Source organism: Pseudomonas sp. REP124 (assembly GCF_020164475.1).
Lineage (GTDB): Bacteria > Pseudomonadota > Gammaproteobacteria > Pseudomonadales > Pseudomonadaceae > Aquipseudomonas.
In genome coordinates, this window is record NZ_JAIQWX010000025.1 from 40737 (window position 1) to 56592 (window position 15856).

At 60.9% G+C, this 15856-nt stretch carries 13 protein-coding genes; 9 read left to right on the plus strand and 4 right to left on the minus strand.

Annotation, left to right across the window (positions count from 1 at the left end):
- Positions 1-2 precede the first annotated feature (2 nt).
- The 3 genes from K9857_RS08990 (at position 3) to K9857_RS09000 (ending at position 2794) form a co-directional block, all read left to right on the plus strand.
- Positions 3-1418: a PLP-dependent aminotransferase family protein gene (locus tag K9857_RS08990; RefSeq protein WP_224534987.1), complete on the plus strand. Its 1416-nt coding sequence runs from the start codon at positions 3-5 to the stop codon at positions 1416-1418.
- Between the two features lie 104 nt (positions 1419-1522).
- Entirely contained in the window at positions 1523-2149 is a 627-nt protein-coding gene (locus tag K9857_RS08995; protein WP_224534989.1) for an FMN-dependent NADH-azoreductase, read from the plus strand.
- Between the two features lie 42 nt (positions 2150-2191).
- A complete protein-coding gene (locus K9857_RS09000; RefSeq protein WP_224534991.1) occupies positions 2192-2794 on the plus strand; it encodes a TIGR00730 family Rossman fold protein in 603 nt (200 codons plus the stop codon).
- A 92-nt stretch (positions 2795-2886) separates the two neighbouring features.
- On the opposite strand, the gene K9857_RS09005 is transcribed toward K9857_RS09000, so the two are convergent.
- The 3 genes from K9857_RS09005 to K9857_RS09015 all read right to left on the minus strand — a co-directional run bounded on the left by K9857_RS09005 (position 2887) and on the right by K9857_RS09015 (position 5799).
- A complete protein-coding gene (locus tag K9857_RS09005; protein ID WP_224534993.1) occupies positions 2887-3531 on the minus strand; it encodes a hypothetical protein in 645 nt (214 codons plus the stop codon).
- A 696-nt stretch (positions 3532-4227) separates the two neighbouring features.
- Complete coding sequence (locus K9857_RS09010; protein ID WP_224534995.1) at positions 4228-4644, minus strand: organic hydroperoxide resistance protein; 417 nt, start codon at positions 4642-4644, stop codon at positions 4228-4230.
- A gap of 825 nt (positions 4645-5469) precedes the next feature.
- Positions 5470-5799, minus strand: a complete 330-nt coding sequence (locus tag K9857_RS09015) for a hypothetical protein (RefSeq protein ID WP_224534997.1) — start codon at positions 5797-5799, stop codon at positions 5470-5472.
- Between the two features lie 183 nt (positions 5800-5982).
- Between K9857_RS09015 and potE the strand changes: the two genes are divergently transcribed.
- The 5 genes from potE to K9857_RS09040 all read left to right on the plus strand — a co-directional run bounded on the left by potE (position 5983) and on the right by K9857_RS09040 (position 12422).
- A complete protein-coding gene (gene potE / locus K9857_RS09020) occupies positions 5983-7392 on the plus strand; it encodes a putrescine-ornithine antiporter (RefSeq protein ID WP_224534999.1) in 1410 nt (469 codons plus the stop codon).
- Positions 7389-9674 carry an Orn/Lys/Arg decarboxylase N-terminal domain-containing protein gene (locus K9857_RS09025; protein WP_224535001.1) on the plus strand — a complete coding sequence of 762 codons (2286 nt, stop codon included), beginning with the start codon at positions 7389-7391 and terminating at the stop codon, positions 9672-9674. The genes potE and K9857_RS09025 overlap by 4 nt, the downstream gene beginning before the upstream one ends.
- Positions 9675-9856: 182 nt before the next feature.
- The gene (locus tag K9857_RS09030) at positions 9857-10258 is read left to right on the plus strand and encodes a hypothetical protein (protein WP_224535003.1); all 402 of its coding nucleotides are present in this window, start codon (positions 9857-9859) and stop codon (positions 10256-10258) included.
- A 174-nt stretch (positions 10259-10432) separates the two neighbouring features.
- Positions 10433-11701, plus strand: coding sequence for an OmpP1/FadL family transporter (locus K9857_RS09035; RefSeq protein ID WP_224535005.1), 1269 nt, complete (start codon positions 10433-10435; stop codon positions 11699-11701).
- A gap of 46 nt (positions 11702-11747) precedes the next feature.
- Positions 11748-12422, plus strand: coding sequence for a DUF3313 domain-containing protein (locus K9857_RS09040; RefSeq protein ID WP_224535007.1), 675 nt, complete (start codon positions 11748-11750; stop codon positions 12420-12422).
- 142 nt (positions 12423-12564) lie between these two features.
- Here the strand turns inward: K9857_RS09040 and ligD are convergent, their stop codons facing one another.
- Positions 12565-15183, minus strand: a complete 2619-nt coding sequence (gene ligD, locus K9857_RS09045; RefSeq protein WP_224535009.1) for a DNA ligase D — start codon at positions 15181-15183, stop codon at positions 12565-12567.
- Between the two features lie 185 nt (positions 15184-15368).
- On the opposite strand from ligD, the gene K9857_RS09050 reads away from it, so the two are divergent.
- Complete coding sequence (locus K9857_RS09050; protein ID WP_224535011.1) at positions 15369-15818, plus strand: cupin domain-containing protein; 450 nt, start codon at positions 15369-15371, stop codon at positions 15816-15818.
- Positions 15819-15856: the final 38 nt, after the last annotated feature.

Below are 15856 nucleotides of genomic sequence, written 5' to 3' on the forward strand. Positions count from 1 at the left end.
TCATGACCAACCCCATCAACAGCCAGTCGCCCCTCGACCCGAGTTCTGCGGAACCGATCTACCGGCAAATCTACTGGCGTTTTCGCGGGGCGATCAGCGATGGCGTGCTCGCACCAGGCGAGCGCATTCCGGCGGCGCGGGCGCTGGCCAAGGAACTGGGGCTGGCCCGGGGCACGGTCGATACCGCGTACTCGCTGCTGACGGCCGAAGGCTATATCCAGCCGCGCGGTCAGGCCGGAACGGTGGTGGCCGCGGGACTGAATACCCGACCGACGTCGGAGCACCTCGACACTTCGTCTTCATCACTTGGCGCAACGCCGCGGCACAAGGCGCCGGTTCTGCCCTTCCAGATGGCCCTGCCGGCGCTGGACGAATTTCCGCGCAAAATCTGGGCGCAAATCGGCGCCCGATGCGTGCGCGCCACCGGCGTTGCGGAAATGGCCAATCCCTCGGCCCAGGGTCTGGAATCCCTGCGCAACGCGATCGCCAGCTACCTGCAAGTGGCGCGCGGCATCAGTTGCCAGCCTTCCCAAGTGTTCGTGACCTCGGGCTATCGCAACACCCTGACGCTGATCGTTCACGCCTTGCTGCAACCCGGCGACCGCGTCCTCGTGGAAAACCCCGGCTACTCCCCTACCCGCCAGTTGCTGGAGCTTTTGCGAATCGGGATACAAGCCGTGGACGTGGACCGCGATGGCATGCAAGTCACCCAGGGCATCGCTCAGTCATCCGGCGCTCGCGCAGCGGTGGTCACTCCGGCGCATCAGAGCCCGTTGTGCATGTCGCTGTCCTTGCCGCGTCGTCTGGAACTGCTGGAATGGGCGGCCCGCGAGCAGGCGTGGATCATCGAGGACGACTACGACGGCGAATACCGCTACGTCAGCCGCCCGCTGCCCGCACTCAAAAGTCTGGATCGCGAGGGTCGCGTGCTTTACGCGGGGACCTTCAGCAAAGTGCTGTTTCCCGGGATCCGCATCGCCTATCTGGTGGTGCCGCCGGCGCAGGTCGAGCGCTTCGAACAGGTCGCCCGGATGCTCCTCGGCGGCGTTCCGGAATTGACCCAGGCCATCGTCAGCACCTTCATCACCGAAGGTCATTTCGCCCGGCATATCCAGCGTATGCGCAAGCTCTATGGCGAACGCCGGACATCAGCGGTCAAGGGCCTGAGCAATGCCTTGGGCGATGAGGTCCGCATCGACGCGCAGCCCGGCGGCATGCACCTGATCCTGCGCCTGACCCGGGCGCAATCCGACCGCGAACTGGTGGAGCGCCTGTTGCACGCGGGGATCTACGCCGAAGCCTTGAGCGAGTGTTACGTCGGCCACGAAAGCGAATGCGGCCTGATGCTGGGTTTTGCCAACATCGACTCGCAAGCCAGCGCCGAACGACTGGGCGAACGCATCCGCGCCCTGCTCTGAAGCCTGAGCATGGTCCATGCAAACAGGCAATTCTTGGCTCTTTGTCACTGATCCAAGCGGCCACATCATGCAGACCCTACTTGTCACCGATTTCCAAGGGTCCCATGAAAATACTGCGCGTGATCTGCAGCCCGCGAGGGACTGCCTCCGAGAGCTATCGGCTTTCGCAAACCCTGATCAAACACCTGATCGACGCTCATCGGGGCACCGATCTCATCATCACCGAACGGGGTGTCACCGGCCTGACCCATGTCGATGCCGACTATGCCCAGGCCGTGAGCAAACGTCGTGATCCGGCCAGCCTCGTCGCCAGCCAGGGCGCGTTGCTGCAGGCCGAACAACTGATCGGCGAACTGGAAAGCGCCGATTGCGTGGTCATCGCCACGCCCATGCACAACCTGATGGTGCCCTCGGCGCTCAAGGCCTGGCTCGACCATGTGATCCAGGCCGACCGCACCTTTCGCATCACGGCTCAAGGCAAGGTCGGTGCGCTGCGGGATCGGCCGGTGTATGTGGCTGTCGCGTCGGGCAGCACCTTCAGCGGGGTCAATGCCCATCAACCGGATTTCCTGCGGCCTTGGCTGACGACCGTGCTGGCAAGCATCGGCCTGATCGATGTGAGGTTTTTCACCGTGGAAGGTACCGGTCAGAAGCCCGAGGCGCTGGAGGTCATCCGCGAGAACGCCGAGCGGGCAGCGGCGCAGTTCTTTCTGGATGACCGCGTTGCCTGAATGTCCATCGCGAGCAAGCTCGCTCCTACAGGAAGAAATTTGATGATCAATACCCGTGCATTGCGCAGCATCGCCGTGTTCTCCGGCTCCAACCATGGCTTCAACCCCGCCTATGTTGAGGGTGCCCGCGCCCTGGGCCGGGAAATCGCCCGGCGCGGCCTGCGCCTGGTGTATGGCGGGACCGACAAGGGGCTGATGGGGGTGATGGCCGATACCGTGCTCGCCGAAGGTGGCGAAGCGGTGGGCATCATCACCGGGTTGCTGTTCGAACTCGGGCATCTGCATCCACAACTGACCCACCATGAAGTGACGCAGGACATGCGCAGCCGCAAGACCCGCATGAGCGAATACGCCGATGCGTTCATTGCCTTGCCGGGCGGTCTGGGGACGTTCGAGGAGTTGTTCGAGGCGGCGACGCTGACGCAACTGGGCGAGCACCACAAGGGCGTGGCGTGCCTGAACATCGCAGGTTTCTTCGAACCGGTGCGCAGCCTGCTGGACCATGCGGTGAAGGAAGGTTTCATGAAAACCGAGCACCGCGACATGCTGATTTTCGACACCGATCCCGCGGCCCTGATCGATGCGCTGGAACGATGGCAGGCGCCGACCGTAACCAAGTGGATCGGGTCGGCGCCTGCTGTTTGAAGTTTCAGGGCCTGGCGACGCTGCTCCCGAAATCTGTCGCCAGTGCCCTTTTTTACGTCAGCTACAGTGAGCCAGGCTCCCGTGCCGATCTTTTAGTGTGCGACCGCCAATTGCTGTGGCGCGCTTTCGGTTTCCTGACGCTTGGCGTACTGGGTCAGCACCACCATTGTCGCGAAGCCCAGGGCGATCAGCACCGGATACGCCATCAGCAGCTCCGACAGCGAGTATTTCCAGGCCAGTGGACGTCCGACCCCGAGCATGACGGCATACATCCAGGATACGGCCGAAAGCGAGCCACAGAACAGCGCCATCATTCGCGCGCTGAAACCGAGGTTGAGCAGCGAACCGGCCTTTTGCAGTGCCGGCAGAACCAGGCGATGCAGCAGGACACCGTTGTAGGTCAGCATCACGACCATGATGATCTTGGCCTGGAGCTTGGGATTCATGAAGTACTGCATCCCCTTGTCCAGATAGTCGATGCCCATGATCGCCATGCCGGTGATCCAGAGAACGATCAAGGCCCAGACGACATTGCGCTGCAAGCTCTCCATGTGTGCATGATCGTGATCGGTGAGCGCCTTGCGTTTCAACATGTCCCTGACCATTGCGATATCGCTGGTCAATACCAGGCCTATCGCTACGCAACAGGCGACCAGGTGGACGTAAACCACGCCCAGTCGCAGAAACTCCATGAATTCTTTATGTTCGATCAGGCTCATAATTGTATTTATCGCCACGGGTAATATCTCCACCTTATTCGATAGTACAGATAGGCCAATCAACAGAGTTCTTATGTGTGGTGACTCTGAATGACCTTGCTCATACAAGAAAATAAACAACAGGCTAGTTATGTGATTCCTATTGTTCGCTCCAGGACCTCAATAACCGCTTAGTTCGTTCCTCTCATTTTTTTGGTAAAAAAATCCCCATCTGCATTCACTGCATATGAGGGTCGGATTCCACTTCTGTTCTTGCTGGATGGGGCGCATGTCATCAAGTGACTTGCTGCGTACTATGAGGGTCTCAGCCAATGAATGTTCATTTTTTGAGCGGGGGACCGACAGACGGTCGAGGATTTTCAAGCGATTTTACATCGGACCAAAGGCCTAAGACCTTCGTCGAAGCCCATTCCTGCTGGCCTGCTTGTTTTAGATGATGCTTAGTACAATCTTTTGGATCCACTAGTTGCTCGCGGGAAAATTTCACACGCAAATTGGGTCAACTTTCAGTCGAGAGAGCTCAAAATAAAACAGTCATACTATTTTTTTGCCTGATTGGATCCTGAAAAAGGCCGAAGTTCACAGCAAGTGCATACAATCCTTGTGCTACAAACAGCTTCTTATTAAGGATTTTTCAGGGAAGTTTGCATTGGAAAAGTTTTGGTCCTGGCAACAATGATCAGATATTGGTTGCCAGGACCTTGTTAGTTCAACTCAGACGAGCTTGACCACCACATTGATGTTGTTGCGTGTGGCTTTCGAATAGGGGCAATACTTGTGTCCGGTATCGACAAGTTTTTGCGCGGTTTCGCGATCAAGCCCGGGCAGGCTGACATTCAACCGCGCCTGCAACAGGTAGCCACCTTCATTGGTGCCCAGGTCGACTTCAGTGTCGACGGCCACGTCCTTGGGCAGTGCCACCTTCAATTCCTTGGCTGCCACGCCCATGGCGCCGATGAAGCAGGCTGACCAGCCGGCGGCGAACAATTGCTCAGGGTTGGTACCCCCACCGCCCGCGCCTGGGGAGGACAGTTTCACGTCGAGAATCCCGTCCGAACTTTTGGACGCGCCGTCGCGGCCACCGGTGGTGTGGGTTTTGGCGGTGTACAGGACTTTGTCGAGCTGGGTCATGATGATCTCCTGATTGAGTTTGGGTTCATACGATTTCAGGTGAATCAGAAAAGCGGCCTGCCGATGATATGCACCGGGCGCGCAGCAATCCTCCGCCCGGGCCCGGTCTATCAATATAGACGGCCCCCGCCGAACAGTCGGCCGGGCCGACGAAGTCAACCTCCCCCTCTCCTGTAGGAGCGAGCATGCTCGCGATGAACGACAGGACACCGCGGGGTGTCAGGTTGCCGGTGTCATCATTGACGACCATCGCGAGCAGGCTCGCTCCCACAATTGGAACGGGTACATCCGAGAAAGCGAGGTCGGCAGTCAGGCCGCCTTCGCGAGCAAGCCCGCTCCCACAGTGGGTTTGGGTACATCCGGGAAATCAGGTCGGCTGTCAGGCCGCCATCGCTGGCAAGCCAGCTCCCACAAGTTTTGTGGTGAACACAAAACCACTGTAGGAGCGAGCTTGCTCGCGATGAACGCCAGAACACCACGGGGGATCAGGCAGCCAGCGTCATCGTTGACCACCATCGCGAGCAAGCTCGCTCCTACAGGTGCACGCGATAATCGCCCCCTCGTGAGGCCGAGTGGAGGTTCTGCGTAGTGGGCAACCCGGCATGGATGCCGGGTTAGCCGCCCCCGGCCATGGATGGCCGATGGCGGCGGGCCCACGGAGCAGGACCGGAAGGAGGGCATGCCGAGCCACAGCGAGGCACCGAACGTCAGGGGCACGAGCGTTTGGTTACTTTGCGCTCTTCAAAGTGACCCGCTGTAAGAGCGGAACCAGTAGCGGCCGTTACCGCAGAAACGGATCTTCACACATAACAAACAACAACCCCATCAGCGCCCAGCCAACTTGAACTTCACACAATCCTGATAAAAACTCTCCCGAACCGCCGCCGGCTTGATCCTGGTCGGACTGTCGTAGGTCTGTTCGGTAATCCCCATCGCCGTCATCCGCATCCATGGCTTGGAAAACTTGTAGGCCTGGATCTTCTGCCGCGCCGCGTACAACGATACCCCGGACAACTTCAGCTCCTGCGCCCTGGCCGCCGTCCCCGCGCCCCAACTGCACATGTAACGGTCACTGTCCTTCAGCTCCCTGGCCTGGGCAGCCGTCGCGAGACCCGCAACGCCCACCGAGATCAGCGCGATCCATATATTGCGCATTCGCTTTGCCCCCTAACCGTCTGAAAATGCTGCGATTCTGGCGACAAGCGAACAACCTGGGGGCCAGCATAATGCCTTCCCGAAAAGCCATGACCCACGTCAGCCAATGGCGGTCATTTTCTTGCGACATTTCAATGCTTTGCTATAGCTAACAAGCTCAATGGCTACCGAAGAGGCAATGGAATGTCCGTCGTAAAAAAAATGAGTGTGGGCCAGCTGACCATGCTGACCGCCGTCAATATGCTGGGCTCAGGCATCGTGCTGCTGCCCTCGAAACTGGCGGAAGTCGGCGCCATTTCCATCCTTTCCTGGCTGGTCACCGCAACCGGTTCGCTGGCGCTGGCCTATGCCTTCGCGCGTTGCGGGATGCTCAGCCGCAAGACCGGCGGCATGGGTGGTTATGCGGAGTACACCTTCGGCAAGGGCGGCAACTACATCACCAACTACACCTATGGCCTCTCGCTGCTGATTGCCAACGTGGCAATCAGCATCACGGCGGTCGGCTATATCCAGGAACTGTTCCACATCAAGCTCGGCTCAATGCAAGTGGGTCTGGCGACCATCGCCCTGCTGTGGATCACCACCTTCGCCAACTTCGGCGGCGCGCGGATCACCGGGCGGATCGGTGCGGTCACGGTGTGGGGCGTAATTGCCCCGGTGGTGCTGGTGTCCACTGTGGGCTGGTTCTGGTTCGACAGCAGCATCTACGCCGCCGGCTGGAATCCCCACGACAAGAGCTGGTTCGAGGCCGCGGGCGCCTCGGTGGCCATCACCCTGTGGGCGTTCCTTGGCCTGGAATCGGCCTGCGCCAACACCGACGCGGTGGAAAACCCGGAGAAAAACGTACCCATTGCGGTACTCGGTGGCACCCTGGGCGCGGCGGTGATCTACATCGTTTCGACCAACGTCATCGCCGGCATCGTCGATAACCCTGAACTCGCCGCCTCCACCGCGCCGTTCGGCCTGGTGTTCGCCAAGATGTTCACCCCGCTGGTGGGCGACATCGTGATGGCAGCGATGGTGCTGGCGTGCATCGGTTCGCTGCTCGGCTGGCAGTTCACCATTGCCCAGGTGTTCAAGAGCTCGGCGGACACCGGTTACTTCATGCCGATCTTCGCCAAAGCCAACAAGGCCGGCACCCCGATCATCGGCATGCTGATCCTGCTGGGCCTGCAAACGGCGATGGGCCTGCTGACCATCAGCCCGGACCTGAGCAAGCAATTCGACATCCTGGTCAATCTCGCGGTGGTCACCAACCTGGTGCCGTACATCCTGTCCATGGCCGCACTGACGACAATCCAGAAGGTCTCCAACGTGCCGGCAAACAAGGCAATGGTCACCAACGCCATCGCCCTGATCGCCGCAGCCTACAGCTACCTGGCGCTGTACAGCTCCGGTGAGCAGGCGCTGATGCTCGGCGGCGTGGCGACCATTTTCGGCTACACGCTGTTCGGGTTCGTCAACAATCGCCTGATTCGCCTCGAGGCGTTCAACAACAGCGTGCCGACCCAGACCGTCAGCGCGCAGCACCTCACGGTCGAGCCGGTGCCAGTGAACAGAGTGCATAAAATCAAACGGGAGCTTCAGTCATGACGGAACATAAACAGACCCTCGGCATGCTGGCTTTGCTGGTCAGCAGCCCGCCGGACAAACGTACGGTCTTCGGCCGCGCGCAGATTCAATTGATCAGCGATGTGGAAGAGCGCGGCGTCCACGTGCTGGCCTCCGAATCCCTGAGCGATGCAACCTCGATCCTGCGCACTGACCCAGCCATCCAGTGCCTGCTGCTGAGCTGGGAAATGGACGACAGCGAAGGCCACGAGCAGTGCATCAAGTTGCTGACCAGCCTGCGCGAGCGCAACACCCGGGTGCCGGTGTTCCTGATCAGCGATCGCAGCACCGCGTCGAGCATTCCGCTGGTGGTGATGCAGAACGCCGACGACTTCATCTGGCTGCCTGAAGACACCAGCCGTTTCCTCAGCGGACGCATCCTGTCGGCCATCGAGCGTTATCGGCAGGCCGCGCTGCCACCGATGTTCGGCGCGCTGGTGAAGTTCTCCGGCTCCTGCGAATACTCCTGGCACACGCCTGGCCACGCCGGTGGCACGGCGTTTCTGAAGAGCACCGCGGGGCGTGCGTTCTACGAGTTCTTCGGGGAAAACCTGCTGCGTTCCGACCTGTCGATTTCCGTCGGCGAACTGGGTTCGCTGCTCGATCACAGCGGCCCGATCGGTCAGGGTGAGCGCTACGCCGCGAAGGTGTTCGGCGCCCATCGCACCTATTACGTGACCAACGGATCGTCGACCTCCAACCGCGTCATCCTGATGGCCAGCGTCACGCGCAATCAGGTGGCGCTGTGCGACCGCAACTGCCACAAGTCCGCCGAACACGCGATGACCCTGTCCGGGGCTTTGCCGACCTATCTGGTGCCGACCCGCAACCGCTTTGGCATCATCGGCCCTATCCTGCCGCAGACCCTGAGCGCGGCGAGCGTGAAAAAGGCGATTGCCGAGAACCCGTTGATCAAGGGCGACATCGACCCGACGCCGGTGCACGCGATCATCACCAACTCCACCTATGACGGCCTGACCTACAACGTCACCCGCGTCGAGGAACTGCTGGGCCAGAGCGTCGACCGCCTGCATTTCGATGAGGCCTGGTACGGTTACGCGCGTTTCAACCCGCTGTACCGCGACCGCCATGCGATGCACGGCAGCCCGAACGATCATGACGAATCCAGGCCAACGGTGTTCGCCACCCAGTCGACCCACAAGCTGCTGGCGGCGCTGTCCCAGGCCTCGATGATCCATGTGCGCAACGGCCGCAACCCAATCGAACACGCGCGCTTCAACGAGTCGTTCATGATGCACGCCTCGACCTCGCCCAACTACGCGATCATGGCCTCCTGCGACGTCAGTTCGGCGATGATGGAAGCGCCAAGCGGGCAGATCCTGACCACCGAGTCGATCGAAGAAGCGATCTCCTTCCGCCAGGTCATCTCGCGCATGCACGACGAACTGGCGAGCAAGGACGACTGGTTCTTCACCTGCTGGCAGCCCCCGACGGTCCAAGTGGGCGGCACCGCTGTGCCCTTCCATGAAGTCGACCCGGTGCTGCTCAAGACCGAGCCCGATTGCTGGGTCCTGCACCCCAATGAGGTGTGGCACGGTTTCGGCGATATCGAAGACGGCTACTGCATGCTCGACCCGATAAAGGTTTCGGTACTCAGCCCCGGCATGGGCGACGACGGCAAGCTGCTGGAGTCTGGCATCCCGGCCTGCGTGCTCAGCGCGTACCTGGAGCACCAGGGCATCGTGGTCGAGAAAACCACCGACTTCACCCTGCTGTTCCTGTTCTCCATCGGCATCACCAAGGGCAAATGGGGCACGCTGGTCAACTCGCTGCTCGACTTCAAGCGCGACTATGACCACAACCTCGAACTGGAGCTGTGCCTGCCGGAACTGCTGGTGGCCAACCAGAGCCGCTACGCCGGCATGGGCCTCAAGGATTTGGCCGACGAAATCTTCGCCGCAATGAAACAGCACAAGACCACCGCGAGCATGGCCCAGGCTTTCGGCACGCTGCCCAAAGCGGTGTTCAGCCCGGTGCAGGCCTACGAAAAGCTGGTGCGCAACGACATCGAGCGCGTCACCCTGGAAGAAGCCGCCGGCCGCATCGCCGCCACCGGCATCGTGCCGTATCCGCCGGGTATTCCGTTGCTGATGCCGGGGGAGAATGCGGGGCCTGCGGACGGACCGTTGCTGGCGTATCTGAAGGCGCTGGAAGCGTTCGACAAATCCTTCCCGGGGTTCACCCATGACACCCACGGGATCGAGGCCGAGGGCGGGGTTTATCGGATGCTGGTTCTCAAATGAGATAAGCGACTCAACACAAAACCCCTGTGGGAGCGGGCTTGCTCGCGAATACGGTATGTCAGACAAAATGATGTCGACTGACACACCGCTTTCGCGAGCAAGCCCGCTCCCACAGTTTCGTTCCGCGTAGGTCGCGAATGGCTATGGGCAAACCCGATCACAGCGCTCTATGATGGATCCCCATGACCACCTCCGCGCCGATCCGCCAACCCTGCCCGCCCGGTGCCTGCGACTGCGGGCGTGACCCGTTGCTGGAAACACCGGGAGCGGACGTGCGCATCCTGTTTCTGACCCGCAACGAAGAAAAACGCCTGATCGAGCGCCTGGAAAACCTGCAGAGCTTCCAGGACCTTGAGCACGTGCAACGGCGGATGTTCGACCAGTTGGGCATCCGCGTCGAGATCGCCCCCGGCTTCAACGAAGTGCGCACCATGCGCGGCATCAACATCCAGGTCGGCGAACTGCCAGGCCTGTGCCGCAAGACCCGCGCCTCAATCCCCGCCGCCATCCGCCGCGCCATGGAGAAATGCCCGGAAATCGCCTTCGCCGTGCTCAACGCCAACGACCTGTTGCGCGATGCCTGACGGTCCACCACCGGCGCAACTGCATCGATCACCTCCCAGACTGGCTTTTTCCCAATTCAAACCTACGCTCTCTCGCGGGGGATCCAATAAATAACGATGGCCGCGGGAGTTTGTCTCGAAGGCTCAATCCAGCCCGCCTGCACATCGTCATCCAACTGTCTTTGAGGTAATCCAATGCCGACAAAAACAGCGACCCTGCCCACCCTTACCCTGCTCGCCCTGTGCAGCCAGCAAGCGCACGCCGGCGGCATCATGCTTTACGAAATCGCCACCGATAATGCCGGCCTGGCCAACGCCGGCGCCGCTGCTCGTGCCCAGGGCCCTTCCACCATCGCCAGCAACCCGGCGGGCATGAGTTACCTGCCGGGCACGCAGATCACCGCAGGTTTGCAGGTGCTTTACGGCGACATCAAGTTCAATCGCGACGACGACACCAATGTCTCCGGCACCGGCAGCGGCAATGCGCTGGACCCGATGTATGGCGGCAGCTTTTTCGTCAGCCATGAGCTGGACGATCACTGGAGCGTGGGCTTCGGTCAGTACGGCGATTTCGGCCTGGCGGTCAATTACGACAATGACTGGTCGGGGCGTTACTTCTCGCAAAACTCCAGCCTGCTCGGCCTGTCGATGGTGCCCAGCGTGGCGTACCGCTTCAACGAGCAATGGACGGTGGGCATCGGCGTCAGGGCCATGTACGGCATGCTCCAGGCGCAGACCGCCATCGATCGCTCGCCGTTCGGGCTCACCGATCGCGGTGACGGCCAGTTCAAATACAAGGACAAGGATTGGGGTTTCGGCGCCAATGTCGGGGTGATCTACGCGCCGCAGCCCGGCACCCGCATCGGCCTGACCTACACCAGCAAGGTGGATCTGGAGTTCGAGGACGGTCTGGACATCAAGGGCAACGGGCCGCTGCTGGATCGACTCGACGGCACCACCACCAAACTGGACATGACCGTTCCGCAAACCGTCACCCTGAGCCTGTTCCAGCAACTGGACCGGCAGTGGGCCCTGCTCGCCTCGCTCAACTGGCAGGACTGGTCGGAGTTCGGCGATATCGGCGTGGAGGTCGATACCTCGGCCAACGATTCGCGCTCGACCAATGTCGACGCCGGCTTCAAGGACACCTGGCACCTGTCCCTCGGCGCGCAATACCAGGCCACCGAACAACTGTTGTGGAACGTCGGAGTGGCTTACGACAGCAGTGCGGTTTCCGACAGCAAGCGCTCGGTGATCATCCCGATGGCCGAATCCTGGCGCATTGCGACAGGGGCCACCTATGCTCTGGACAAGGACACCGACGTGAACGTCAGTTGGGCCATGATCTGGATGGGCGACATGCCGGTGGACCAGAGTAAATCTCTTTCCGGTAATCGAATTTCCGGTCAATTCGACAACTCCTGGATTCAAGCACTGACCGGAAACATGACCTGGCGTTTCTGATGACCCAAGACTTGAAAACGATTTAAACCAAGGAGCAACCAGCACTATGAACCTGTCGCGAAAATTGCTTGTCGGCGCCGCACTGACCGGGCTTCTGCTCGGTGGCTGCACCTCGAAAGTCACCGAGCGGGAGCAATACTCCGGCTACCTGTCCAACTACAACAACCTGCAGGAAGTCTCCACGCCAAGCGGCGGTACCGCGATGCGCTGGGTGAGCCCTTCGTGGAACCCGAATGCCTATGACACCGTGGCGTTCAACAAGCTGGAACTCTACCCGGCACCCAAGCCCAATGAGCGGGTCAACCAGCAGACGCTCAATGACATCCAGAACTACATGACCAACAAGGCCAAGACCACCCTCGGTCAGAAGTATCGAGTGGTCAGCAGTCCGAGCGCGGCGCCGGCGGGTTCGAAAACCCTGATCATGCGCGCAGCCATCACCGGGGTGAGCGCTTCGAACGAAGGCATGCAATGGTATGAAGTGGTGCCTATCGCCGCAGTGGTTGGTGCAACCCAGGCCGCCACCGGTCACCGGGATCAGGACACCGAGCTGTTCATCGAGGCCGAGTTCATCGACGCGAAAAACAACCAGACTGTGGCCAAAGTAGTGCGCAAGGTGTTCGGCAAGCAGCTCTCCAACGAAAGCCAGAAAGTCACCGCCCAGGATTTCAAGGCGGCGATCGACAAGTTGGGTAGCGACTTCCAGGCTTTCATCAAATAACCGTAGCGGCTGTACATCCATACTCTGTGGGAGCGGGCCTGCTCGCGATGGCTGACTGTCAGGCTACATTGATGTTGGATGTGCCGGCCTCTTCGCGGGCAAGCCTCGCTCCTACAATGGTTGGGTGATCGACCACAATGAATCAGGTTTTCTTCATTGAGATCCTGCGCCGCATTTCGGCGGTGATGCTCTGCCGGGTCTTTTTCATCTCCGCCCAAGGCTCGTCACCCACTTCCGCCAGGCGCTCGTGGACGTTGTGGATGTTCCACTGGTTGCCACCTTTGAGCTCTTCCACCTCTTCGCGAAAGATCGGCACCGACACCGGCAAACCTTCGCGGGTGCGGGCGGCGTAGGCGCAGATGGTGGTGGCGCCCAGGCCGTTGCGCAGGTAGTCGATGAAGATCTTCCCGACCCGGTTCTTCGGCCCGGACACCGCTGAAAAACGCTCCGGCAGCATCTTCGCCATGTGGCTGACAATCCCGTGGCTGAAATCCTTGACCTCGTCCCAGCCAAGCTTGCGGGTCAGCGGCACCACCAGATGGATGCCCTTGCCGCCGCTGGTCTTGAGGAACGCCTTTAGCCCCAGTTCATCGAGCACCGTCAGAGTCAGCTGGGTCGCCTCGACCATGCGTTTCCAAGGCAGCGCCGGATCCGGGTCGAGGTCGAGGACGAAGCGGTCGGGTTTTTCGAGATTGTCCGAAGTCGCGTTCCAGGTGTGCAGCTCCACGGTGCTCATCTGCACCGCACCCACCAGGGCTTCGGCACTGTTGATCACCATCATCGGCTGGCCCGTCAGCTCCTGATCGAGGGTGACGATGCCGGGAATGGCCAGGCGCTCGGCGTTCTTCTGGAAGAACAGCTCACCGCCGATCCCGTCCGGCGCGCGCACCAGCGCCACCGGGCGGTCCTTGAGTTGCGGCAGGATCCACTCGGCCACGCTGGCGTAATACTCGGCCAATTGCATTTTGGTGGCGCCGCTGCTGGCATCGATCACCCGCTCAGGATGAGTGATGCGCACCTTGCCCTCGGCCAGCCCCAGTTGGGACGGCGCGGGTTCGGTCTTCTTTGGCGCGGCGGAGGGTTTTGCGGCAGCCGCTTTCTTCGTAGCGGCAGGCTTTTTCGCAGTTGAGGTTTTCACGGTGCTCGCACGCTCCTCGGTGATTTCTTTCGCGGGTTTGTCGTCACGCAGGCCATGGAACACCGCGTGGCGCACCGAACCCTCCTTGGTCATTTCGGCGAAGGCCACTTCCGCCAGCAGCCGAGGCTTGAGCCAGTGCACGGCCTTGAATTCGGCACCGGAGGGCGGATTGATCACCGCCGGCTTTTTCGTCTGCAAGGGTTTGAGCTGTTCATGAGTCGTGCGCAGCGTGGCCTCGGTAAAGCCGGTACCGACCTTGCCGGCATAACGCAATTCGCCGCTGTCACGGTCATGCAGCCCCAGCAACAATGCCCCGAACGCATTGCGCGAACCCTTGGGATCGGTGAAGCCGACGATGACGAATTCCTGTCGATGCTTGCACTTGAGCTTGATCCAGTCGCTGCTGCGCCGAGACACGTACGGCGAGCCCAGGCGCTTGCCGATCAGGCCTTCCATGCGCATCTGGCAGGCGCTGTTGAGCAAGGCGTCCGGGTCTTCGGCAAAGGCATCGGAGAAACGCAATAACGGGTCTTTCGACGTCTTGAGCACGGTCGCCAGCGCGGCCCGCCGCTCTTCCACCGGCACTTCGCGCAGATCCACGCCGTTGAGGTATGGCATGTCGAACAGGTAGTAAAGAATCCCGGCGCTACGTTCGGCCTCGAAAGCGTTTTGCAGCGCCTGGAAATCCGGCACCCCCTGCTCGTCGGTCACCACCATTTCGCCGTCGAGCCAGGCCGATTCAAGGCCCAGGCCCGCAAGCGCCCGGGCCTGTTCCGGCAACTTGTGGGTCCAGTCGTGGCCGTTGCGGGTGAAGAGTTTGACGTCGTCGTGATCGATGCGCGCCATGATCCGGTAGCCATCGAACTTGACCTCATAACTCCACTGACCGTCCGGGGCCCGCTCCACCAGCGTCGCCAGCTCGGGTTTGAGCTGATCCGGCAGTTTTGCCTTGTGCGCGCCGGTCAGTTGCGCGGATTTGGCCGGGCGCGCCGCCTTGGCCGGTTTTTTGATGGCTTTGGGTTTCGCCGGTTTTGCTGCCTTAGATGATGCCTTGGCTACGATGCTGCGATCGCTGAGCACGCTGTCGGGCTCGGCGGCGACCACGTCGTAATCGCTTTGTGGCCGGGCGGCACCGTCCTGATGCTTGATCAGAAACCACTGCTCCTGCTTGCCCGGCATGTGCGTGCGCACCAGGTTCCACAGGCCGGCGAGCTTCTCGCCCTGCAACTCGAACTTCAGTTTGCCCTTGGCGTAGGCCTTGGCCGGATCCTCCTGAGGCACCCAGACACCGCGGTCCCAGACGATCACATCCCCCGCGCCGTAATGCCCTTCGGGAATGCTGCCCTCGAACGTGGCGTAATCGATCGGGTGGTCTTCGACATGCACCGCCAGGCGCTTGACCGTGGGATCCAGCGACGGTCCCTTGGGCACCGCCCAGCTTTTCAGGGCGCCGTCGAGCTCCAGGCGGAAATCGTAGTGCAGCCGCGAAGCGTCGTGTTTCTGGATGCAGAACTGCAAGGCATGGTCCTTGGCGCTTCTCTTGCCCGAAGGCTTGACGGCGGCCGGCTCCGACGTCGCAGAAAAATCACGCATGCGGTTGTAGTCATCCAGGTCCTTGTTCATGGCTCACCCCGCTCAAAGCTGCAGGACGCGCAATAGACGCGTCTCTTTCTCAGCAGAGCGAGCTGCGCGGGGGAAAATTCCATCAACGTTGAAAAGCCCCGGACAGACGGGCCGGCGCGGCGGCTGCCATCGGCGTTTCAGGCGCCTACAATCAGCGGGTGCCGCGTAACCTCCGGAGAACAATCATGCGCACGGTTCACGTCATCGAAGCCCCGCCAGCGCCGGTCAAGGTCGTGGGCGAGGCAATCACCGTCCTGGCCGGCGGAGATATGAGCAAGCCCTTTGAAATGCACATTCAGGAAGGCGTGCAAGGCGGCGGCCCGCCCCCGCATTTTCATCCCTGGGACGAGGCTTTTTATGTGGTCGACGGCGAGGTTGAAGTGACGGTGGAAGGCAAGGCGACCACCGTATCGGCGGGCGGTTATGTGCATATCCCCGGCGGGACGATTCATGCCTACCGGAATGTCAGCGCCACGGCGAAGATGATCGGCGTGGTGTCCGATCCACGGGGCGGGCAGTTTTTCACCGCGATGGACCAGTTCAAGGTGCCGGAGGATTTGCCGAAGATTTTCGAGGTGGCCGAGCGGTATGGCGTGACCTTCCTGGTGCCGAAGCCGGGTTCGTCGCCTGACTGAGCGAGCGCGTTATCGTTCTTCGCGGGCAAGCCTCGCTC